General features: G+C 60.6%; 17 protein-coding genes and 2 pseudogenes. 9 read left to right on the top strand and 10 right to left on the bottom strand.

Features of this window, described 5'->3' with window-relative positions; genetic code table 11:
- Positions 1-100: 100 nt before the first annotated feature.
- The 10 genes and pseudogenes from NKH01_RS29135 to NKH01_RS29090 all read right to left on the bottom strand — a co-directional run bounded on the left by NKH01_RS29135 (position 101) and on the right by NKH01_RS29090 (position 14,026).
- Positions 101-1,087 (bottom strand): TauD/TfdA dioxygenase family protein, encoded by a 987-nt coding sequence (locus NKH01_RS29135; protein WP_353023644.1) that lies wholly within the window; start codon positions 1,085-1,087, stop codon positions 101-103.
- A 2-nt stretch (positions 1,088-1,089) separates the two neighbouring features.
- Positions 1,090-1,761 (bottom strand): TetR/AcrR family transcriptional regulator, encoded by a 672-nt coding sequence (locus tag NKH01_RS29130; RefSeq protein WP_353023642.1) that lies wholly within the window; start codon positions 1,759-1,761, stop codon positions 1,090-1,092.
- 679 nt (positions 1,762-2,440) lie between these two features.
- Positions 2,441-4,211: pseudogene (locus NKH01_RS29125) on the bottom strand (adenylate/guanylate cyclase domain-containing protein).
- A 482-nt stretch (positions 4,212-4,693) separates the two neighbouring features.
- Positions 4,694-5,152, bottom strand: a complete 459-nt coding sequence (locus tag NKH01_RS29120) for a cytochrome c (protein ID WP_353023640.1) — start codon at positions 5,150-5,152, stop codon at positions 4,694-4,696.
- Positions 5,153-5,292: 140 nt separating this feature from the next.
- Positions 5,293-7,044, bottom strand: a complete 1,752-nt coding sequence (locus tag NKH01_RS29115; RefSeq protein ID WP_353023638.1) for an adenylate/guanylate cyclase domain-containing protein — start codon at positions 7,042-7,044, stop codon at positions 5,293-5,295.
- A gap of 217 nt (positions 7,045-7,261) precedes the next feature.
- Entirely contained in the window at positions 7,262-8,545 is a 1,284-nt protein-coding gene (locus NKH01_RS29110) for an adenylate/guanylate cyclase domain-containing protein (protein ID WP_353023636.1), read from the bottom strand.
- Between the two features lie 333 nt (positions 8,546-8,878).
- Positions 8,879-10,243: an ATP-binding protein gene (locus tag NKH01_RS29105; protein WP_353023634.1), complete on the bottom strand. Its 1,365-nt coding sequence runs from the start codon at positions 10,241-10,243 to the stop codon at positions 8,879-8,881.
- A gap of 13 nt (positions 10,244-10,256) precedes the next feature.
- Positions 10,257-12,350: an ATP-binding protein gene (locus NKH01_RS29100; protein WP_353023633.1), complete on the bottom strand. Its 2,094-nt coding sequence runs from the start codon at positions 12,348-12,350 to the stop codon at positions 10,257-10,259.
- Positions 12,347-13,606, bottom strand: a complete 1,260-nt coding sequence (locus NKH01_RS29095; RefSeq protein ID WP_353023631.1) for a metallophosphoesterase family protein — start codon at positions 13,604-13,606, stop codon at positions 12,347-12,349. Before NKH01_RS29095 ends, NKH01_RS29100 begins: the two co-directional genes overlap by 4 nt.
- A 153-nt stretch (positions 13,607-13,759) precedes the next feature.
- Entirely contained in the window at positions 13,760-14,026 is a 267-nt protein-coding gene (locus tag NKH01_RS29090) for a BrnA antitoxin family protein (RefSeq protein ID WP_353023629.1), read from the bottom strand.
- Between the two features lie 269 nt (positions 14,027-14,295).
- Between NKH01_RS29090 and rsgA the strand changes: the two are divergent.
- From rsgA to NKH01_RS29045, 9 genes and pseudogenes are all read left to right on the top strand, one after another.
- A pseudogene (gene rsgA / locus NKH01_RS29085) lies at positions 14,296-14,939 on the top strand (GTPase RsgA); the annotation flags it as partial.
- 386 nt (positions 14,940-15,325) lie between these two features.
- On the top strand, positions 15,326-15,514 hold the full coding sequence (locus NKH01_RS29080; protein WP_353023627.1) for a hypothetical protein: 189 nt from the start codon (positions 15,326-15,328) through the stop codon (positions 15,512-15,514).
- Positions 15,515-15,627: 113 nt separating this feature from the next.
- Positions 15,628-15,960, top strand: a complete 333-nt coding sequence (locus NKH01_RS29075; protein ID WP_353023625.1) for a BRA0787 family protein — start codon at positions 15,628-15,630, stop codon at positions 15,958-15,960.
- 92 nt (positions 15,961-16,052) lie between these two features.
- Positions 16,053-17,447 carry an FAD/NAD(P)-binding protein gene (locus NKH01_RS29070; protein WP_353023623.1) on the top strand — a complete coding sequence of 465 codons (1,395 nt, stop codon included), beginning with the start codon at positions 16,053-16,055 and terminating at the stop codon, positions 17,445-17,447.
- Positions 17,448-17,700: 253 nt separating this feature from the next.
- A complete protein-coding gene (locus NKH01_RS29065; protein ID WP_353023621.1) occupies positions 17,701-18,651 on the top strand; it encodes a sulfonate ABC transporter substrate-binding protein in 951 nt (316 codons plus the stop codon).
- Positions 18,648-19,826, top strand: a complete 1,179-nt coding sequence (ssuD, locus tag NKH01_RS29060) for an FMNH2-dependent alkanesulfonate monooxygenase (RefSeq protein WP_353023619.1) — start codon at positions 18,648-18,650, stop codon at positions 19,824-19,826. Before NKH01_RS29065 ends, ssuD begins: the two co-directional genes overlap by 4 nt.
- Positions 19,827-19,828: 2 nt before the next feature.
- Positions 19,829-20,644, top strand: coding sequence for an aliphatic sulfonate ABC transporter permease SsuC (ssuC, locus tag NKH01_RS29055; protein WP_353023617.1), 816 nt, complete (start codon positions 19,829-19,831; stop codon positions 20,642-20,644).
- On the top strand, positions 20,641-21,474 hold the full coding sequence (locus tag NKH01_RS29050; protein ID WP_353023615.1) for an ATP-binding cassette domain-containing protein: 834 nt from the start codon (positions 20,641-20,643) through the stop codon (positions 21,472-21,474). The genes ssuC and NKH01_RS29050 overlap by 4 nt, the downstream gene beginning before the upstream one ends.
- Before the next feature lie 52 nt (positions 21,475-21,526).
- Complete coding sequence (locus NKH01_RS29045; RefSeq protein WP_353023613.1) at positions 21,527-23,326, top strand: vanadium-dependent haloperoxidase; 1,800 nt, start codon at positions 21,527-21,529, stop codon at positions 23,324-23,326.
- Positions 23,327-23,372: the final 46 nt, after the last annotated feature.

Genomic DNA, 23,372 nt, shown 5'->3' with positions numbered 1-23,372 from the left:
TCATGACTGCCAGCAGATTGTGGCACCATCACTCCATGATCGACAGTGACGGCACGTTTTGAGTACTTGGCGTGGCGGCGACCTCCTTGCGCCGCACCGCTCAGTTCAAAGCTGCGAGAGGAACCTCCCCTTCCACGGTCGTCCGGTACATAACGCGCCTGTATCCGGGATAATCGTTGATGGCGGTGTGCAGCACATAGGGGTTGTTCCACATCCCCAGCGTCCGCGGCTCCCAGCGAAGGCGGCAGTTGAACTCCGGTCGGATCGCCCTCGCCATCAGGAAGTCGATGAGCGGTTTGCTTTCCTCTTCGGTCATCCCCTTGAAATTGGTCAACACGGAGCTCACGAAGACATAGCGCCGGCCGGTAACCGGATGGATGCAGATGACGGGATGCCCCACGGCCGCATTCTCGATCGCCTCCATGTCCTTGCTCACCCCGAGCCGCTTCTGCGAAGCGTTAATGGCGAAGACACCGCGTCCGCGATGGATGCCGGTGAGCCCTTCGAGGATAGACACTAGTCGCGGCGACAGGGACTGGTAGGCCCGTTCGAGGCTAGTGAAGCAGGTGTCTCCGCCAACGGGAGGTACTTCCTCTCCATAAAGTATTGTGATGCCTGGCGGCTTGGACAGCCAAGCCAGATCCATGTGCCAGTCTTCCCCGATGACCTTGCCCGTGTCGTCGGGTTCACGCACGAATTTGACGATGTCGTCGAACCCGTCGAGCGGCGTGTGCACCGGATTGCCGCTAAAGGGCCCGAACCTGCGGGCGACCTTGTGCAGCGTGGCCGGCGTCAGATCCTGGTCGCGCACCGCCAGCACATGATATTCATGGAGGGCGCGAAAGACGTCCTTGAACACCTCGTCCCCGACCGTATTCAGATCGACGCCGCGGATTTCCGCACCGAGCGAGCCCGTGAGCGGCAGCACCTCGAATTTGGCGAATTTCTCGTCGCGTAACACTTCCGGTAACCTCCCTCGGTACCGCCTTCCGGTCTCATCAGAAGCGGCGGCGATCACTGACTTACGTGCAAGTAGGTAACTGCCGTCGCGCTTACTGTCAACGGCCTTTGTGGTCTGGACCTCCATGATCATGAATCCGGCTGATGCGGCCCTTTCCAGGCGGCGAGGACGGAATGAGCGAGCGCGTCGAACAGAAGGGCTATTTCCTCGAAGCTTCCGGTATCTTGGGTCATCGGGGGACAGGACAGAAGCGTGACGCGAAAAATCCGGACCACGTCGTCGACCGGCGTTTCGGCCCGCAATTCACCGGATGCGATCGCCTGCATGACGGCATGACGAAGGCAGACATCATATTTCCGGTTGACGCGCTCCAGAGCGCCCACCGCTTCCGCGCCCAAAAGGGGCAGGTCGTGTCGCAGGCGCGAGATTGGGCTCCAGACATGACGGTCCTCATCGGTCTTGTTGAACCTTTGATAGTAGCTTTGCAAATCGTCGAGCTGCATGGCCAACCGCTTTGAAAATGTCAGGTTGCCCGCCATCCAATAGCGCTCGATGCGCGATTGGGCGTTGGACGCGATGTCCTCGATCAGTTCCTCCATCAATTGGCGCTTGTTGCCGAAATGATGATGGATATTGGCGCGCGTGGTGCCGATTGCCCCGGCAATATCACCGAAGCTGAATCCGTCGTGGCCGTGCAGTACGTACAGTTCCGCCGCAACCGCCTTGATGCGGTCTCGTGTCGTTGTTGACGTGTCCTCCACGAAATCTGCGTTGTCGTCTGGTGCCATCTTGATGTTCAATTTCCAGTTTGCAGATTCAGGCAGAGTTGGGAATCTGCCCGAACATGACGTTGGATTTCGATATTTGCCGGATACCAACCGGTTCGGCAACCAACGGTTGCCTCCTACCTACGCGAGACGGGTGGCGGCGCACATCCGCTCTCCAGGTTCGCCTTGCAAATGATCTACCACGCAACATCTTACCGCACGTGCATTCGCGGGATCAGAGCATTTGTCCACCCGCTCGCCACCCAAATTTGCTCAGCGCGGCATCCGGCAAAGGTCTACCCGAAGCGCAAAAAACTTCGGCGGGCAGACTCGGCGCTAGAGTCAGTCCCTTCAGCCTTTCGAATTCCGCACACGACAGACTGACATGCACAGTGTAGAAAGCCACTCCGCTTTGCTCATCGTCGTCGAGATGGCAGAAATCTCTCTGACTAGGCCGGTGCGGTGTCCACCTACGAGCCCTTCCGGTCATTCGCGTCGATCGATCTAAGGACGGAGTAGGGTGGGTCAGAACTTCCCGTTCGGGACACATTCCTCTCTGCAATCTTATGCAACTTTGACCTTATATTGATCCGCGATCCTGCCCCAGGACATCCGTTCCGAAACGGCACAATGCGCCAACACCGGTCTTTATTCCTCCTTCAGGCGAGTGGCTGCAGAAGGTTCAAGACCGGACACTCGCCCGGTCAGGTAATTACACCAGGCCGGCCTTGCGAAGGCCATCCACGATCAACTCGAAATCGTCGGGGTTCTTGTAGGGCAACACTTTGCGGCGATGTTCCAAAGAATAATCAGGGTTGACGCGGAACGCTTCCTGCCACTCCTGGCGGGCTTCTTCGAAGCGGCCCAGATGGCCGTAGCTCGCCGCCAGGAGCACGCGTGAGACGTCGGTGGAAGGGTTACGAACAAGTCGCCGCCTCAGGATGCCGATTGCCTCTTCGTACCTGCGCAACTGAAACATCGCTTGCGCCTGGAAGTGAAGGTACACGTCCGGATAATACGGGTTCAAGGCCATTGCCCTGTCGAAACACCGGAGTGCGTCCTCAGGCTTGCCGGAATAATGCAGTGCGTAACCGAGATTTTCGTGCCCCTCGGCAAGATTTGGCGCAAGAGCGATCAAGCGTTTTAGCTGAGCAGATGGCCGCCTCGTGCCGTCGCGAATACAATTCGACGATGCCCAGCGCCCAATGCGCGTAAGGATATCGATCGTCGAGCCCCACTGCCCGTGCCGCGAACATTTCCGCTTGTGCCATTGCGTTCGACCACGACGAACTCCATTGGTTTGAATAGTCCAGTATGTTTGCGAACGCGAGGAACGCGTAGGCGGGAGCGAATTTCGGGTCGAATTCGACGGCGCGCTGCAACAGCTCCCGGCCCTGGATGTTTTCCGCTTTCGTGAACCGCCATAGCTGCTCTCGGCCATGCAGAAAGCAGTCATACGCTTCCAGGTTGTCGGTTTGCTCGGTCGCGAGCCGCTGCTGGTCGCCCTCCGTCAGGTTGAGCGCGAGCGCGTCGACAATTTGCTGCGTCACATCGTCCTGCACGGCAAAGATGTCGGTCAGGTCGCGATCGAAACGCTCCGCCCACAGATGTCCGCCCGTGGTCGCGTCGATAAGCTGCGCGGTGATCCGTACCCTGTTGCCGGATTTGCGGACGCTGCCCTCCAGCACGTAGCGCACGCCGAGATTCTGGCCCACCTCTTGAACGTTCACGTTCCTGCCCTTGAAAATGAAGGACGAATTGCGAGCGATCACGAACAGCTGCGACAGTTTTGACAAAGACGTGATGATGTCTTCGGAGATTCCGTCGGCGAAATATTCCTGCTCGGCATCACCGCTCATGTTGGCGAAGGGCAGCACGGCGATCGATAACTTTGGGGGTGCCGCTGTCGAAGGCAGAGCTGCCGGAAATTGGGGAGTCACTGCGTTGGCGTGAGCCGCGGTGCCGACTCGGAGCGAATAAACCCGGATCGGCTCGGCGATGTTCTTGAGCTGGGTGTTGCCGAGGTCGCTGACAGAGAGATCGAGCCTCGCCTTGACTTGGCGATAGGCGTCCTCGGACAGGCAGATGGCCCCCGGAGCAGCGACGCCCTCCAGACGCGAGGCGATGTTGACGCCGTCGCCCATCAGATCGCCATCGCTTTCCTCGACTACGTCGCCCAGATGAATCCCGATCCGAAACTCGATGCGGCGGTCCTGCGGCACGCCGGCATTGCGCTCGACCATGCCATTCTGCACTTCCATGGCGCAGCGCACGGCATCTACCACACTGCGGAACTCGACCAGCGCCCCATCCCCTGTGCGCTTGACCACGCGTCCGTTGTGAACGGCGATGGTGGGGTCGATCAGGTCGCTGCGCAGTGCCCGCAACCTGGCCAAAGTACGGTCTTCATCCGCGCTTGCTAGCCGGCTGTACCCGACCACATCGGCGGCCAGGATCGCGGCTAGCTTGCGGTTCTCGCTCACAGGGCCATCTCCTCGTCTCCACAATAACACGAAGACACAGGGAAAGAGGAAAGTTCGGTGGTCCCCTCAGAGGAGATCAAGGATCGCCCATCTGTTCGCCGTCACGCCTGAAAGTTTAAGATGTCGAGCACCGATTCGTGAGGCGCGCTTTGACGAGACCCATCTACAACTTCGACGGTGACAGGGGACGCCGCCGACGTGCATGTCTGAGGGATGACTGCCTTGCCACACTTTCGGATTCGACACCGTGACGTCGAAGTCAGGGGGTCACTCCTAACGGATCTGGCCCTTCGCCAATGCGGTCGTTCGCGCTAAGCCCGAAATTCGACCCGTTCGTGGTCCCTCGCCGAAGCAAGACCGCGGGCAACCCTGCCCATTGCTGCCGTCTGGCTCTACCTATAAGGCGTACGATCCCTGCAGAATGTTGTGCTGCCGCCCACCTGAATATTACGGTCCCTGATCGCGTCCTGGTCGGTCCCGGCCTATTTCGGCGCAGCGGCCGCGGTTTCGCCCGGCGGCATGATCCGAAGCATGAAACTCGACACTTTTTCACCCGGTTTGAACGGCTCGGGGACCTCGTTGTCGACCGGCTTCACACTTTGAAGGAATGCCGCGATCGCCATGGCGTCATCCGCGGTGAGATGCGCAAAGGCATGCCATGGCATGATCGGCGCCAGGATGCGACCGTCCGGCCGCTCGCCTGTCTGAATCGCGGCGACGATCTGCTCCGCGGTCCAGCTACCGATGCCGGTCCCCTTGTCAGGCGTGATGTTGCGTCCGACAAAGACGCCAAAACCCGGAAGCTCGAAGCCGACATCCGAGCCGCCAAGAAAGCGCGACATGTCGGGCTTGCCGAAGAAGTAACCTGGCGTGTGGCAGTCGTTGCACCCGCCGATCGTGACGAGGTATTCGCCGCGCTTGATCTGTGCGTCGTCGGCCATGGCCGTGACCGATGCGAGCGCAACAACCGACGCGGTCAAAAATGCAAGAAGAACTGGTGTCCGAAACATCGACTCCTCCCTTTTATTATCGGAACGCGGGCGCGATTATTATCGGAACGCGGGCGTGATTTGTGGCGGGGTCACTGCACCAGCCCCGCTTTGCGAAGGCCAACGGTGAACTTCTCGGCATCCGAGGGGTCCCTGAATGGCAAGCGGCCGATATGCTCGACGGGGGAGTACCTCGGATTGATTTCCTTGAGCTCGCGCCAAACCTCGCCGGCCTCGTCCAATTTGCCAAGATGGCCCAGGGCCGATGCAAGGAAGGCGCGCGATAGATCGGTGCCCGGATTGAGCGCGATGCGATCTTTGAACAATGTCGCCGCGGTCTCGCAATCGCCTGCCACGAAATAGGCTGTGGCCAAAAAATGCACGTGCTGCTGGCGGGAAATAGGATCGAGGCGTATGGCGCGTTCGATCAAGGAAATGGCCTTGGCCGGTTCTCCCGTATAGATGTGAAAGCTGCCCCGGAGATTCAGAACGTGCGCGTAGTTGGGGTTGATCGACAAGGCTCTGTCGGCCTCGTGGGCCCATCGCTCATAGTCCCTCATGAACATGGCGGCCATCGCGGCGACCAGATGGCCGTATGGCTCCTGATGGTCCCTGGCGATCGCTTCGCCGGCGAAGCGATCGGCCAGGCTAAGCGATCTCTCGGGCGCGTCGCTCCAATGGTTCTGCCAATCCAGGATATAGGCCATGCTCAGGCCGGCATAGGGTGCGGCGTAGTTCGGATCGAGCTCTGTCGCCCGCCGGAACAGGGCCGTCGCCTGATCGAAAATGTCACGGTCTTTCCTGATCCCGTAGATCAGCTCGCGACCCCTCAAGTAGAGGTCATGGGCGTTCACGTCCTTCGTGCCGCCATCGACGATCAGGGATTTTTCCGCCTCGCTCAGCGTGACCTTCAGGGCGGTGACAATCTGCTGCGTGATATCGTCCTGCACCGCGAAAATGTCGGTGAGCTCGCGGTCGTAGCGCTCTGCCCAGAGATGTCCGCCGCTCAACCCGTCGATCAACTGGGCAGTGACGCGAACCCGGTCGCCGGCCTTGCGAATACTGCCTTCGAGAGCGAACTTGACGCCGAGTTCTCGACATACATGGAGGACACTGAATGTCTTGTCCTTGTAGACGAACGCCGAGTTGCGCGCGATAACGAACAGGGCGGAGGCCTTGCCGAGGTCGGTGATGATATCCTCAGTGATGCCATCACTGAAGTACTCTTGCTCGGGATCGCGGCTCATGTTGTTGAAGGGAAGGACCACGATGGATGGTCTTTCCGGGAGCGGGATCTTCGTCGGATCAACCTTGGACAACGAGGCCGCGGTGTCACGCACCCAACGCCAGACGCGCACCGGCCGATCTATATTCTTGACCCGCTGTTCCCCCAGATCCTCGAACGGCAACTCAATGCGATCGCGCACCTGGTCGTAGACTGCCGCCGATACGCAAACTCCGCCCGCTTCGGCCAATCCCTCAAGCCGGGCCGCCACGTTGACACCGTCTCCGTGGATATCGTCGCCATCGATGACCACGTCGCCCAGATTTACACCGACGCGGAACTCGATACGTTGCCCTTCCGGTAAGACTTCATTGCGTTCAGCTAGCGCCTGCTGCATCTCGGCGGCGGCCCGCACCGCCTCCACGACGCTCGCGAACTCTGCCAAGACTCCATCACCCATGAACTTGACGACGCGCCCATTGTGTTCCGCGATTTTCGGCCCAATGAGGTCAGCAAGCAAAGATTTGAGGGCCGCGAGCGTGCCATCCTCATCGGACCGGATCAGACGCGAATAGCCGACCACGTCAGCGTCCATAATGGCGGCGAGGCGGCGTTCCATGCCCCGATTTCCTCCCGTCAAAGAGAGTAGAGCATTCCTGCCCAACAATCCATGACGGTGTTGGACCTGGAATTTCCTGATCTCGCACATTGCGCTCGTCGGCGCATTGCAGGATCCCACCCCCGGTCCTTTGACGCTATCCTGGGTATGTGGCGTACTCTGCTAGTGGCCCCTTGCGAACCCCCGACACCCCAGCCCATTTTCGGTTGTTCTCTTCCTAGCCGGGAAAGCCGCTGATCAGTCGGTTGCATTCGGAGACAAATTTTTCGCTTGGCATGCGGCCATCCGCATCGCGCGAATACTCCGGCTTCAGCCGGTTAAGGAAGAACATGTCGAGCCTGCGCCCATGCTTGGTCTCTATGACGCCTCGTGCCTCCAGTTCGAATAAAGTCTTGACATTTCCGGCCACGGTTTCCGAAACATTGATCCGTCCGGGAGCGCCATTCGCTTCCATGAGCGCCGCCGTGTTCACCGCATCGCCCCAGATATCGAAGGTGAACTTCCGCCGGCCGACGACGCCCGATATGACCGGCCCAGTATGGATTCCGACACGCAACTCCAGCGCCGGCAACCGCATCTTCTCGCGCTGCGCCTTCATCCGGGCCGTGACGGCGTGGATTTCCAGCGCCGCGAGGCAGGCATCGATCGGATGCCGGCGATTGGCCGTAGGCACGCCGGCAACGGCCATATAAGCATCGCCGATCGTCTTGAGCTTTTCCAGCCCATGGCGCATTACGATCTCGTCAAAAGCTGTGAAATATTGGTCCAGGAGCCCGATGAGCGCGGCGGGCTCCATGCGTTCGGCCAGTAGTGTAAAGCCCTTGAAATCGGCAAATAGGATCGTCGCCGATGGCTGATATTTCGGCTGCACCTTGCCGCTCTTCTTGAGCTCGTCGGCAATCGATACTGGAAGGATGTTGATGAGCAGCTCTTCGGTACGCGCCTTCTCAGCGACCAAGTCCACATGCGCGTGGTCCAGCTCGTTCAATGCCTGGTCGAACTCGATGAGTTTGCGGCGCAGCTCCAATTGGGTCAGCACCTGGCGCGAAAGGCGGCGCAGTGACTCAGTTTGTTCAAAGGCCAGCTGACGCGGCACGAAATCCATCACACAAAGTGTCCCCAACGCATAACCTGCTTCGGTCACAAGCGGAATGCCACAATAGAACTTGAAGTGCGGTTCGCCCGTAACAAAGGGGATATGATTGAATCGGGCATCCATGAGCAGATCGGGCGCTACGACCATCTCGGTGCCGCAAACAGTCGTTGCGCAGAATGCGATTTCGCGCGGACACTGGTTAAAGTTCGGCGGAAGACCGTACTTGGCCTTTAGCCAGAGGCGGTCGTCGTCCATCAAGCTGACATAGGCTACGGGGCACTGGCAAATCTGCGCAGCCAGTTCGCCAATGTCGTCATAGGCGATCTCCGGCGCGGTATCGAGGACATTGAGCGCTCGAACTGCAACAAGCCGCTCCGCCTCGTTGGCGGGCGTTGAGTATGGCATCGCAGCGCCTCGGTCAGAGTTCTGGGCGGCCTAGCCCGTGCGTGCTCATATGCGCACGCCCGGAGCATATCAAATTTCGGGATCGAGGCTAGCGAGCCATGCTGACTCTTTGCGAATGACCGCTTACCACACTCATTGCCGACCTCCGTCTTGGCCATCGCAGATGTCCGGTCCGGTCAAGGGCGTGAATTTGACGACATCCCGGGCTCCAATCAGCGCGGTAATCCGTCCGATCTATGAGAAGGGCTCACGCGCCATGGCGGATCACATCCGCAGCTACATTCGCTCAGCTTACAGCAGGGGCATCAACTCATGCGACGCGACAGCAGGCAACTATCCGAGCTCATGGATCGTCACGCCCGGCACAACAGCCTTGGCGATCTCGCATAGGTGCTGGTGATGCGTGAGGTAAATCACCTGCCCCGCACTTGCCATCTTACCAAACAGCTTAAAAACCTCCTCGGACCGGAAATGGTCGAAGGTTTCCATTATGTCGTCGGCAATGAATGGCACTGAGGGTCGAAACTGGGCAAATTCGTAGTAGCCGGCAAGTCTCAAGGCCAGGTAGAGTTGAAAACGTGCGCCCTTTGACAGCGCGTCGGCGACCTTGGACTGCCCGTCGCGCTGTAACGCGATGAGGACTTCACCACCTTTCACCGGTTGGGTTGCCAGCCCCGAGTACTGACCACGCGTGATGAGCGCGAAAGCGTCAGATGCCCGCGCCATCATCCCGGAGCGATGGCGCTCGCGGTATACGCGCAGAGCATTCCCAGCGGACATAACTCCCAGTTTCAGCTCGATGTAGCGGACGGCCTTTTCCTCGATTTCGAGAAGGACGGTGCGACGTTCGGCATCTATTCGGGCAACAGCGCTATCGCCGCCAATGGTGTCCAGCTTGTCGGCCGCTCGCGTCTGCCGGATAAGCTGTTGTTGCATCGTTTCATCAAGATCCCGAAGCCGTTGCTCGCTTTCAGCCTTCTCGATCGCGAGGCTATCGAAATCGAGAGCATCCAATATCGAACGCGCCTGCACGACCCCCTCCACCGCGAGCTCGGCCGACAACTGCTCCTCAAGTTCGGCTACGGCAGCGCGCAGACGATCTCTGTCCCGCAGCAGCTCGTCGCGTTCCACGACTTCGGATAGGGTGGCTACGCCAAAGACGCCCAAGACTTCGTTCTTGCGGCGCTCGTGTGCCGCAATTTCCGCATCGAGGGTGTCACGAGCATCTCGCAGGCGCTGCAGGTCATCAACGAGGTTTGCCTTCGCCTCGCGAATGCGATCGGCGCGCTCGAGGCGCTCAGCAAGTCGGATCGCCAACTGCTCCGGATCGTCGTCGTCCGCCGGTTCACCCGCTTCGGCTGTAGCAGCGGTAACCTCGACAATGAAATCATCTCTGTCTGCCTCCATCTTCCCGATGCGGAGCCCCATCGCATCCCGATCTTGAAGGGTTTTGGACAGTTCAGCCAATTGATCGAGTACGTTCCCGACTCCGGGCGCCGAAAGCCCGCTCTCGAGCCAGGTGCCCTTGAGTGCTTCGGCAACGCCGGCGAGCCATTCTTCCTCACGCCTTTCTGCCACGTCCACAGCCTGTCGTCTGGCTGCCAGATCTTCCCCCTTGGCGCTAACTGTTCGGATCGCCTCGGCACGTTCAGCGTCCACTTTGAGCTGCCTGTCGAGGAACAGCTCTGTGACGGCCATGACGGTCTCCAGACTATCGCCGGGATCCAAGCCTATTCCGACACTCTCCAGCGCCCCGCTCAACTCCAGGCGGATCTGGTCCCCCCTCGTCGGCCGCCCGCCCAGCCTTTTTGCGTGCAACCTCGATCTCCTCCCAAGCCGCAAGCGCTTCGGTCCGGGCAGAAGTACGATCCTCGATCAGTTCGATCAGTCGCTCAGGCGACGATTCCAGACTGTCTCCGAGCAGACCTCTTGCCGCTACGCGGATCTCCGACAGTGCTGTTTCCACGTCCAAGTCGATCTGGGAAAGTTGGGCGCTCGCACGCGAGATGACGGCCGCGGTTTCGGCAAGGCTGCGGGTCATTGTTCGGATCTCGGCGAGCTCCCGCGCGTTGGCCAGACGAACTGCTCTAACACTGTCGTCACGAGCCAACGCTACTGCGAAATCGTCCGCTGTTTCGCCAAGGAGGTCATCTCGATGCCTTGTCCAAGCCTCGTCCCGGGCACGTCGGATGGCGGCGGCGGCTTCATCGTCGGTTACGTCAACCGAGGCACGAAGGGCGTCCAGCCGCGCCGAGAGCAACTCGTGATTGCCCTGGTATTCGGCAAGACGCTCGGAAAGGACCGCCCTGTTCGTCCCAAGCTCCGCTGAGCGACTTTTCCATGCACCAATCTGCCGGGCGCTCGGTACTGAGATCTTGGCCAACGCCTGAGCATCTCCGGACCAGGGATGCAGCCGCCGGACCGCCGCCTCCCATCGAATTGCGCTCTCGTCCTCTGCCTCCCCTGCCGTCTTGATCTCCTTTAGGTGCCCACTCCCCCGCGCTTTCGACAAAGCCGAGGTCAGCCTTGCCCTGACAGGCTCGGGCACGGCCCTTTCTTCGCCGACCCGCTCGCGCGCCGTCTGAAGCGCATCAAGGGCTGCCGCGGCTTCGTCGCGGGCGACGCGCACGCTGGTAGCGATTCCGGATCGCTGCTCGACCATATTGCGAACAGCACCAACAATGGCAGCAGGCAAAAGCAGCGCGGCAGGCTCTGACTCGGAGGACCTTCCCAGAGCGGCAAGGCAGGTCGCCACGGCGTAATCGAGTATTTGCAGATCCGTCTTACGATTGGGCAAGTCCAAGCCTGCCGAGATATAGCGCACTTTGCGATCCGCCAGTCCGCGAACCCGCTCCGAGATCGCAAGGATCATCTGGTCCACATCGACCGACACGATTTTCGTCGTCACTCGCTCGACTTCATCAATGTTCGCTAACAGCCGGGTTCTCAGGCTGGCGTCCTCATCGATCATTTCGGCGACACTACCTGTCCAGGTCCGTGGCGGTGAAGCGATGTCCGGCAACTCAGCCAGCCGGGCTGCCTTACGTCGAATATCCGCGAGGATCGGGACTGCGCGCAGATACTTGGCAATGGCATCGAGCCGAGCCAACAGCACCGACCGTTCCGTGATGCTGGAATCGTATTTTTCCGTCGCGTTAAGACGTTCAGCCTCGAGGGTCTCGAACGTCGAAGCCAATGTGTCGATCGCATCCTTCCCGGACTTCAGTTCCGCAAGTCGCTTCTTGAGCAGCGCAAGTTCGGTTCCGTGTGCCTGTTTCCGATAGAGCCCGTCCGCTTCTGCCTCGAGCGCGCTTAGTGTGTCACTCGCGTGCCCAAGTCCCGCGCTGGCTGTGAACAGGAGCTTGCCCAGGTCACCGCGCGACTCCAATATCGATTTTCCGCCTGCTTCCAGTGTCTCGTCGTCCAACGAGAACATCGTGCCGTATGCATCCCGGGACAGACCTGCGAGATGTGCCGTAATCGCCAACTCGCTCACCGGTTGGCCCATTGCGTTCAACAATGAGTTGTTGCGTTGTTTCGTCCGCGAAAACGTATGCTCCTCTCCGGCGAATTCGAGCACGCCACCGATGCGCATCGCGCTATATTCATGCAGGAAATTGTAGCGGCTGCGTTCTTCAATCCCGAACAGCAAGTCCAGATAGCCGGAAAGCGCGGTCGACTTGCCGGCCTCGTTCAGCCCGAACACGATATGCAAGTCGGGCCCGGAATCCGGTTTTGGTCCGAACTCGATCGTCCTGTCGGTGAACTTTCCATAACGAATGAGATCAAGGCGCCGGAGCCTCATTGCGATCCACCTGCCTTGAGGCGGGCCGTGACCAGGTCAGCGCCACTGGCAAGAACCCTGTCGAGGAATAATTCCAGCGCGGCCTCGTCTTTTCCGGCGAAGTCGCGCCCGTCGGGCGGAAGATCCGCAATGGTCTTCAGGACCAATTCCCTCGCTTCAGCACGGAAGGCTTCCGAGTTGGCATCGGCGCGCATGGATTCAGCGAGTTCGAAAATCGGATCCGCGACGCCTTCAAGTGTTTCCGTCCTAGGCGGAGAGAAGCCCAGCTCGAGCTTTTCCACCCATGTGTCACCCAGCTGTTCCGCGGCCTGCTCGGCTTCGGCCAGGAGCAGGTCCCTGTCGCGGATCAGGGCCCACGACAAAGGCGACGCCCCGGTCAGATCGAGACGGACCACAACATGACGGGATCTCACGGAAGCCCGGATATCTTCGAGCGCGGATCGGATACGCCCGACGACCTCGGACCATTCCATCGTCCCGGTTAGGTCGACGCTCACCCGCTCGAACTGCGCGACGCTCGTCAGCCTTTCCTCGATCTCGACAGAACGGTCGTCTCGGATCGTGACCAGGGTGACGGATTTCTCTCCGGCCTCGTTGATGTCCCTGCCTTGCGGCATTCCCGGCATCACAACCCTGCTCGCTCCAGGATGGACGTTGCGGACGTGGATGTGCCCGAGCGCCCAATAGTCAAAACTGTGGCCGTGCAAATCAGCGACGCTGCAGGGGGCATAAACGTCGTGACCGGGCGATCCAGCCAGGCTTGTGTGCATGATGCCCACATTGACCGCCCCTTCACGAGCCCCTGAATACTTGGGGAGCAGGCTTTCCGGTGCCTTTGGGTTCGCGAAGCTCAATCCATGAAACACAACATCAAGCCCGCCGGCTGTTTGCAGCACGGACTGGGGACGGCCACCGAAGATCGTTACCGTGTCTGGAAACACAAGCTGTTTCGATATCCGCGACATGGCGTCGTGATTTCCGCGGATCTTGAAAATTTTGATGCCGGCCTGGTGAAGGCGTGTCATCTGCGACGCCAGGAACCGCGCCGTTTTCATCGAAGTCTGATCGCCATCATAAAGATCGCCGGCAATGACGAGAGCATCGATACGCTCCGCAAGGCAGAAATCTACAATGGAGACAAACGCCTGGCGACTGGCGTCTCCGACGAGTTCGGCAAGATCGGGGTTTCGCATCGCAAGAGAACGCAGCGGCGAGTCGAGATGAATATCGGCCGTATGTATAAATCGAAATGCCATTCGGCGGTCTCCAGCCACGGAGCATAAGGGGGTTGGACCGCGGCTCGATAAAAAAATTACAGGATACGCGGTGTTGGCTGTCCAGAAAGTGCGCAATCACTTACGCTTCTTTTTCGCCTCTATCTGCGTCGCGTCTATAAGTGCGGTGCACGATCAGTCGTCGTCTGATCGTTTGTCCTCGGCATTGTTCGGTTTCTTGGAGATAGTGCGCCGCAAAGTATCGTTGATCCGATCCTGCCAGCCCGGCCCATCTTCCTGGAAATGGTCCAGCACGGCCCTATCGATCCTGATCGAAACAAGCTCTCTGACATTTGGAGCAGCCGACGGTTCGCGAACCGGCGCCGCCGGCTTCTTGATTGGCTTGAAGGCGGCCTCAGCGGCTGCCATCGGATTTGTGGGTCGGCGTGGAGGATTTGCCATTTGATGATCCTGACTGGTCATAATGCTCGTCGAGCGGGACTGTGCGAATGCGCACCATAACCCATGTCCCGCAGGCACCGAACGATGGGACAAAAGAAAAAGGCCGGACTGTTGAGCCCGGCCTAGTATGAAGGCTTAAAACCTCCAGAGGGGAACGCGCCGGACGAATGGGAGGAGACATCCGACGCGATGTCCATGTGGGTCCTATCTTTCAATGACATTGCTGTGGACCACTTGTGGCCGCTCCATAGGGCCAAGGATGCAACAAGCTCAAAATCGTCACCTCATGCAATGCTGATTTCAACCCCGCTCGGCTCGAGCGCTATCTGGCGCTAGCGAACGAGGCTGGAACAACTCCGGTGATCCTGCTGACCAAGGCCGATACGGTGGCTGACGCCCGGGAGTACGAAAAGCAATCTGCCGCACTGCAGCGGGGGCTGATCGTAGTGACGTTGAACCCTCGCACGGCTGATGCGGCAATCGCCTTAGCCGCCTGTCAGGACAAACAGTTGCACTGGTCGGTTCCTCCGGCGTGGGCAAATCGACGCTGGTGAACACGCTGGCCGGATCAGCGCAGCAATTGCCTCAACAGACCGGAGACATTCGCGAACATGATGCCAAAGGACGCCACACCACCACCTCGCGATCTCTGCACCCCATTGCAGGTGGCGGGTGGGTGATCGACACGCCAGGAATGCGAACGCTGCAGGTCAGCGAGGTGGCTTACGGCATCGACACACTGTTCGCCGAAATACCGAGCTGTGCGGTACAAGCAGCTTTGGCCGCTGGTACGCTGGATCCTGAGCGTCTTGCTCGCTGGCGCAAACTCTCCGACGAAAATCGCAACAACACGCCAGTTCAAACCGGGCCTCATGGCAGCAATTTCACCAGCAATCGCGGAAAAAGGCGTTGAACGACAAGGTTTGAGCTCAGGCACTATCCTCAAAGACACCTTATCGAGCCGTGCAATGCCGGATGTCGACATGTAACCGGTGCCCTGAGGACATGTTAAAATTATTGATTTGATTGGCTTTTTCGTGGGCCAAAATCACAAGCCTTCCCGTATCGTTCCGTATGCTTCCCGCGACCGCCGTGCAGTCGAATTTCGCTACCCTGTGCCTCCTTCGGTGTGGTGCCATGCTCATCGAGTTGCGCAAGCACGAGCGAAGTAGCCGGTCGACAAGTTAATGTCTATAATAATAGTAGACATTGTTGACTTCCTGCTCTCCGGAGTCATACTGGTCAGGTAAATGCCTGAACGCCTACCACCCATTCGTGCTTGCATAGCAGGAGGTGACGATGACGCAGACATTTCTCGGACTGGCTGCAGTGGATGTCTGGAGCCGACTCCGGATGTTCTTTTCGCAAGGCCGTGAAGCGGCGGCTGATACGTCCGCGCCGAAAGAAGTCGTCCAACAAGGGGAAGAGCGTTCACGTCTGCCAGAGCGTGACGAAAGCTTCTATCTCTGCATGTACGGCCATTGGTAGGCCTGCCCACTTTCGTTGATTTCAAGATCAGGACCGGGCTGTTGGGCGGCCAGTTCCGGCGTGTGAATCTCATGAGTTCGCTTGCGTTCGTTAGCAGATCACAGGAGGAATCGATGACGCGTTTGCTTCCCGCACTGCACGAAGGCCACGCACCGATCTATCTGCATCAGGCTTTCTCCGATGCCCTCGACGCCTATGAAGGCTGGGAGCATGATACGGGCGAACCGCTGGTCGAATTCGAAGGTCAGTTGGTCCCAATCAGCTCGGTTTTCGGGCGTATGCGCAGCTGTTCGGATCTCCTTCCGATTCGCATTCTGGGGGATGTCGCCGCGGCGGTCCCCGAGAGGCTTCTTGCCTTTGGCGAAGGGCAGTTGACCTATGCGGATGCCGCGCGCGTGTTGCGGGCGCTCTGTGTCGAGCGTCTACGCAATCTCGACGCCGCCTAGTAATCACACCTAACCGGAGCGTGTCGGATTTCTCCTTATTCCCCTCCCGGGTCGCGCCCCACGCTCGCGAGCCGCACGGAGATCGCTCGCTGATGACGGTCGCCCATCGCCGAAAATGGAATTTGGCCGGCCCCACGGTATCGGCGAGCTCGATTGCAATCATCGGCGGCGGTGCAAGCGGCGTGCTGATGGCGACGCATCTCCTGCGCAGTCGCGATCCCAACCTCGACATCGTCATTATCGAAAAGCGCACCTCGCTTGGGCGAGGCTTAGCCTATTCGACGGACCTCCCGGATCACCTTCTCAATGTCCGGGCCTCGAACATGAGCGCCTTCGCCGACGATCCCGACCATTTCGTGCATTGGCTGCGGGCTCGCAATATCCAGATCGATGATCCGGCTACCTATTTCGCTCCCCGTCGCCTGTATGGCGAATATCTCGGACAACTGCTGCATGAGACTTCGAAAGAGGGCTCATACGGAAGATTGCGAATAATCGACGAGGAATGCGTCGGAATCCTTGAGCGCGATGAGTATTTGGAACTGCGGCTGGCGGATGGTTCGAGCGTTGTGACGCAGCGATGCGTTCTGGCGACGGGACACGATCAGAAGGCGAGCCGCAGTCAGTCCTTACTTGCGCCGTCAGGGGCGGACGACGCCGCCCTGCCCGATCCAGCCGATCAAGCCCTCATCATCGGCAGCGGCCTCAGCATGGTCGATACCTGCCTGTCTCTGATGCTTGCCGGGCACCACGGCCAAATCGTCGCTGTTTCCCGCCGCGGACTGCTTCCGGCCGTGCACAGCAAGACCAGTCCGATCGTTCTTCCGCAAGCCGATGTTCCGCTCGGCAGCGGGCCGCCCGAATTCGCGCGCTGGTTCCGGGATCTCGTTCGCGCGACTGAGGCGCGCGGAGGTAACTGGCGCGATGTCGTGGATGCGTTGCGCCCGCACAATCAGTCGATCTGGCAGAGCTGGCCGGACGCCTCGAAGCTACAATTCTTCAGACATCTGAAGGCGTGGTGGGACATCCACAGGCACCGCATGGCGCCGCAAGTCAGCGAGCGGCTCTCCGAGGCGATCGCGGATGGTCGGCTGCGCGTGATCGCGGGCCGGGTGCTTGACGTGAGATCTGTCGAGAAGGGCTTCGCGGCGAGGCTGCAACGTCGAAACAGCCAAATCGTCGATGAAATTCGGGTCGCGCGCATCTATGACTGCGCAGGCGTCATCGCCGACCCTGAAAAGAGCTCAAATCCGCTAATCGGATCGCTTTTGGCTGCAGGCATGGCACGACCGGATCGGCTTCGTATCGGCCTCGACGTCTCCACGGACGGCGCCCTGATCAGCCGAGAGGGAATCCGCAACGATCGCATTTCAGCAGTGGGTCCGCTTACCCGCGGCACCTTTTTCGAGATCGAAGCGATCCCGGACATCCGCGTTCAATGCCAGCGCCTCGCGACCGCATTGCTCAGCCAGCCTTCGTCGACGTGACGCCAGGTGGCGCTTGCTTGTTCGGGCACGGGCCGGTGCTTTGCCGGTCCTCTCCTCCAAAGGAAAACTGTTCCCAATAAATTCTATCAGATTAGTAGAATATCCTTTGTGAGGGCTCCTCCCGCCCGTTACGCTCAACGAAATCGGGCATCCCCGACTGGGCTGCTGAATTGCGGGCGCAGAGCACTGCGGCATGCTTCATGCCAGCTGATTTCAAAGTCCTGTACTGACGTTGGGAAGAGGAGTCCGATTGATGAATGCCTTCATAAGCTACCTTGCGAAGCTCGCTCTCGCCGGCACCATTGCGCTGGCCGCCGCCACCGCAACTCATGCGGACGACAAAATCGTCCGAATAGGGTTCCAGAAGTACGGCACACTCATTCTACTGAAGACAAAGGGGCTCCTTGAGGAAAAGCTGAAACCGCAGGGCTACACGGTCGAGTGGACCGAGTTCCCGGCGGGGCCGCAACTGCTTGAGGCGCTCAACATCGGGTCCATTGATTTCGGCACGACTGGCGAAGCGCCGCCTATCTTCGCGCAGGCTGCAGGTGCTCCACTCGTCTATGTGGGTTATGAGCCACCGGCGCCTGAAGCCGAGGCAATCCTGGTCCCCAAGGATAGCCCGCTCAAGACCGTCGCCGACCTGAAGGGAAAGAAGGTCGCGCTGAACAAAGGCTCGAATGTCCATTACCTTCTCGTCAAGGCGCTGGAGAAAGCCGGGTTGGCCTATTCTGACGTGGAAGTCTCATTTCTGCCGCCTGCCGACGCACGCGCCGCATTCGAGAAGCAGGCTGTCGATGCCTGGGTGATCTGGGAGCCATTTCTGGCGGCCGCGGAAGCAGCCACCGGTGCGCGCCAATTGGCGAACGGCAGCGGCGTGGTGGACAACCACGAATTCTATCTCGCCTCGCGCGACTTCGTCGACACTCACCCCGAGGTCGTCGACACCATCGTGGCATCCCTCGGCGAGATCGACACATGGATCAACGCCAATCGCGGCGATGTGGCCGAACAGTTTTCGCCGGCACTCGGCATTCCTGCCGACATTCTCGAAGTCGCAGTCCAGCGGCGCTCCTATGGCGTGAAACCGATCACACCGGACGTGGTGGCCGCGCAGCAGAAGATCGCCGATGTGTTCCATGAACTCGGCCTGATCCCGACCGCGATCTCGATCGCCGATGCCGTGAGGAAGCCACAGTCGTGAACGTCGCCGACGAGCTTTCTCCCGACCGCGTTAACGTGCTGTGGTTCTTGCCGACTCATGGAGACGGCAGGTACCTCGGCACAGCGACTGGCGGGCGTGCCACAGACCTGCCGTATCTGCGCCAAATCGCCCAGGCAGCCGACCAGCTCGGTTACTACGGCGTGCTGTTGCCCACGGGAAAAAGCTGCGAGGACTCCTGGATCGTCGCCTCGGCGATGCTGACCTCCACCGAGAAGCTGAAATTCCTGGTCGCGGTGAGGCCAGGGCTGCAGCCGCCGACGGTGGCGGCGCGCATGACCGCAACGCTCGACCGGCTGTCGAACGGCCGCCTACTGATTAACGTCGTCACCGGCGGTGACCCCGTCGAGAACAAGGGCGACGGCATTTTCGCGAGCCATGCCGACCGGTACGAGATCACCCGCGAGTTTCTGCACGCCTACAAGGCGCTGCTCGCCGGCGAGACGGTCAATACTTCGGGCAAGCACATCCGCCTGGAAGGCGGGCAGTTGCTGTTTCCGCCTGTTCAGGCGCCGCATCCACCGCTTTACTTCGGCGGCTCCTCGGAGGAAGGGATTGAAGTCGCCGCAGAGACGGTAGACAAATATCTGACCTGGGGCGAGCCGCCGGCGCTCGTGGCGAAGAAGATCGCGACGGTCAAAGCGGTAGCCCGGAAGCACGGGCGCAAGCTCAGCTTCGGCATTCGCCTGCACGTCATCCTCCGCGAGACGTCCGAGGAAGCCTGGGTGGCTGCCGACCGCCTCATAGCGCATCTCGACGACGAAACGATCGTCAAGGCGCAAAGCGTTTTCGCGCGCATGGACTCTGTCGGCCAGAACCGGATGAGCGCACTGCACGGCGGCCGACGCGACAAGCTCGTCGTCAGCCCGAACCTCTGGGCAGGCGTCGGCCTCGTCCGCGGCGGCGCCGGGACCGCGCTCGTCGGCTCGCCCGAGGAAGTTGCGGCCCGGATGGAAGACTATCGGGAGATCGGCATCGATACTTTCATTCTCTCCGGCTACCCGCATCTCGAAGAGGCCTACCGCTTCGCCGAGCTCGTCTTTCCCCTGCTTCCGCTCGCCCACGCACCGGAGAAGGCGAACCTTTCCGTCAACACGGGTCCGTTCGGCGAGACCATCGCCAACGAGATCCGGCCGGCGGCGCGAAGGGCATCCTGACCGTGGCTCACACGACGCAGCTTCGAAACGCAGGCGCAGCGGCACTGCAGATCCTCGCGTCCTGGGCGTTGCCGATCGGCATTGTGGTCGTATGGGAAATTGCTTCGCGCAGCGGAATAATGTCGACCCGCCTGCTGCCAGCTCCGAGCGCGGTGGCCGCCGCTTTTTGGGAAAGCCTGCGCAATGGGACGCTTCTCACCCATGCCGCCATCTCGACGGAACGGGCGCTGAAGGGGCTTGCTATCGGCGGCAGTATCGGCTTCGTCCTCGGCGTACTGGCCGGAATTTCGCGGCCGGCCGAGACCGTGTTCGACTCGTCGATGCAGATGCTGCGCAACGTGCCGCACCTGGCCATGATTCCCCTCGTCATCCTCTGGTTCGGGATCGGTGAGGAGGCGAAGATCTTTCTGGTGGCGGTCGGAACCGCCTTTCCGATCTACCTGAATACGTTTCATGGCATCCGCACCGTCGACGTCAGGCTGATCGAGATGGCGCGCGTCTACGGGCTCGGCCGCTTGGCCCTGTTCTGGCGGGTGATCCTGCCGGGTGCACTGCCGTCGATCCTTGTCGGCCTGCGCTTCTCGCTCGGCATCATGTGGCTGACGCTGATCGTCGCCGAGACGATCTCGGCCTCCTCGGGCATCGGCTACATGACAATGAATGCGCGGGAATTCCTGCAGACCGACATCGTTGTCCTCGGCATCATCGTCTACGCGCTGCTCGGCAAGCTCGCCGACGCGATCACCCGGCTGATCGAGGCGCGCGCTCTCGCCTGGCATCCGGCGTACCAACCCGCCGCCACCAGGGCAGCACCATGAGAGAAGTTGCAACCGCGCTCCGGCTGCGCGAAGGCGCAGTATTCCAGGAAACCGATACAGCTCCAGACGGAGCAAACACGCTCCGCGAGGCTGTGCGACGGAAGCATGAAGAGCGCCCGGCGAATGGACAGGCTGTGTTGCTTGACGGCTTGTCCAAGTCGTTTGGCGACAGGCGGGTGTTGTCCAAGCTCGACCTTGCTATCCCTGCCGGCCAGTTGCTGGCGATTGTCGGTCGCTCCGGCTGCGGCAAGTCCACGCTCCTTCGCCTGATCGCCGGCCTCGACCGCCCGACGAGCGGGACCGTCTCGGTCGGCGGCGCGGAGGTCCAATCGCTGCAGTCGAACGTCCGGCTGCTCTTCCAGGACGCGCGGCTTCTCCCTTGGCATCGCGTTCTCAGCAATGTCGGCATCGCACGGGCGTACGGCTGGCGCGAGACCGCCACGGCAGCGCTCGCCGATGTCGGACTTGCGGATCGGGCGAATGATTGGCCCGCGGTCTTGTCGGGCGGCCAGAGCCAGCGCGTCGCCCTTGCTCGTGCCCTGGTGAGCCGGCCCGGTGTTCTTCTCCTCGATGAGCCATTCGGTGCTCTTGACGCGCTGACGCGTATGGAGATGCACCGCCTACTCGAGCGTATCTGGCGCGAGCACGGTTTCACGACGGTTCTCATCACTCACGATGTCGCCGAGGCGGTGGCCCTAGCCGACCGGGTGATTGTCATCCGCGATGGCGCCATAGCGCTCGACATTCCTGTCGATCTTCCTCGCCCTCGACGCGAGGCTGCGGACACGTCGGCAGTCGCCCTGCAAGCGCGAATTCTCGAAGAGGTATAGGCGCGGCATGCCTTCGATCAGTGCAGCGCTTCGGCGAAACAAGGAGATCGCAATGACGCACTGGGATCACGGATCAGAAGGCGAAGGCCAGACCGGCCGTGAGGCATCAGCACCGGATAGGGTAGATGTCCACAACGGCGGCCGCCGCCGCTTTCTTGGAGCAGCCGGAGGCGTCGCGGCGATAGCGGTCACAGGCTTGCCTTCCCTCGCGGTCGTCGGCTCGGCCAGGGCGCATGCCGGCGAGGAGACGACGGACGCCCACGTTGTTTTCCGCAAACACGCCTTTGTCGTGCGGAGCGCCGCGGCGGACACGGATTTCGCGGTGGCGGTCGCGCCGCATCCGGTCAGTGGCGACGAAGAGAAATACCCAAATCTCATCGGTTCCGATACGCGCGGCCTGCCGCACGACAAACGCGGTGAAGTCGACAGACCAGCCTTCGACGCGACGCTGAAGGCCTACGCCTCGGGTGATCCGGCCGACTTCGAGGCGATACCGCTCGGCGGCAAGCGCAAGCAGCTCAATCCGATCGGCTCCCTTGCCGTGAACCTGACGGGCTGCGTCGGTCCGCAGTTCGCGATCCCGCCGGCACCTGCGCTCGACAGCGTGGCGCGGGCCAGCGAGGCTGTCGAGCTCTACTGGCAGTCGATCCTGCGCGACGTTCCGCTGTCGGAGCTGACGGACGACACCAGCAACAAGGACGTGCTCGCCGCGGTCGATGAGTTGAGCAAGCTCGCCGCCTTCAACGGGCCGCGCACGAACGGAAGCATTACTCCACAGTCGCTGTTTCGTGGGACGGCGCTTTACATCGACGCGGCTGATCCGTCGCGGCGAACCGGTCGCTATGTGACGCCGCCCGGCACACTTCAGGGTCCCTACATCTCGCAATTCCTGCTCAAGGACGCTCCTTACGGCAGCCAACTCATCTCCGCCCGCATTCGCACCGCCGCGGCCGGGAACGATTTCCTCACCGGTTACGACGAGTGGCTCGCCATCCAGAACGGCAATCCGCCCGCCAAGCCGACCAGCTTCGACCCGACGCCGCGCTACATCGCAACCGGCCGCGATCTCGCGGAATACGTCCACAACAATCCGGCCGCCTTCTGGTCGGCAGCCCTGCTCCTTGGTGTAGCACCCGACAAGGCCAATCCGGACTATGGCGGTTTTGGAATCCCCTTCAGCAAATCCAATCCGTATGTGAAGTCGAAGACGCAGACCGGCGGTTACGGCACGTTCGGGCTGCCCTACGCGCAGAGCCTGCTGCCGATCACCGCCTCGCTGGCCATCCGCGTTGCGTACTGGCAGAAGTTCTATGTCCACCGCACCTTACGGCCGGAAGCGTATGGCGGTCTGATCCATCACCGGATCGCCAACAAGGTGGACGTCTATCCGGTCCACAGCGACGTCCTGAACTCGGCTGCGTTGGCGCGAAGCGTCGGCAAGTTCGGCAGCCATCTCCTGTCGCACGTCTACCCCGAGGGCGCGCCGATCCACTCGAGCTATCCCGGCGGAGCCGCCCAGATCGCCGCGTCAAACGTGACGATCCTCAAGGCGCTCTTCGATGAGGACGCCGTGATTTCGAACCCGGTTCAGACTGATCCCAAGGATCCGACGAAACTCATCCCCTACCAGGGTGAGCCGCTCACAGTCGGAGGCGAGCTCAACAAGCTTGCATGGAACTACGGCGTCGGCCGTGACTGGGCCGGCATCCATTGGCGCTCGGATTTCTCGGCGTCGCTGGCGCTCGGCGAAGAGCTCGCGATCAGCATTCTCCGCAACGAGCGGCAAACATATCGCGAGCCGTTCGAGGGGTTCAGCTTCACCCGTTTCGACGGCACCAAGGTCGAGGTCTAGCGCATCAATGCCAGTACTCGCCCAAAATGCAGTTGCGGCACAATTC

Source organism: Mesorhizobium sp. M1403 (genome assembly GCF_040317695.1).
Lineage (GTDB): Bacteria > Pseudomonadota > Alphaproteobacteria > Rhizobiales > Rhizobiaceae > Mesorhizobium.
The sequence above is the reverse complement of the archived record's forward strand: the minus strand, read 5'-3'. Positions and strand labels throughout refer to the sequence as shown.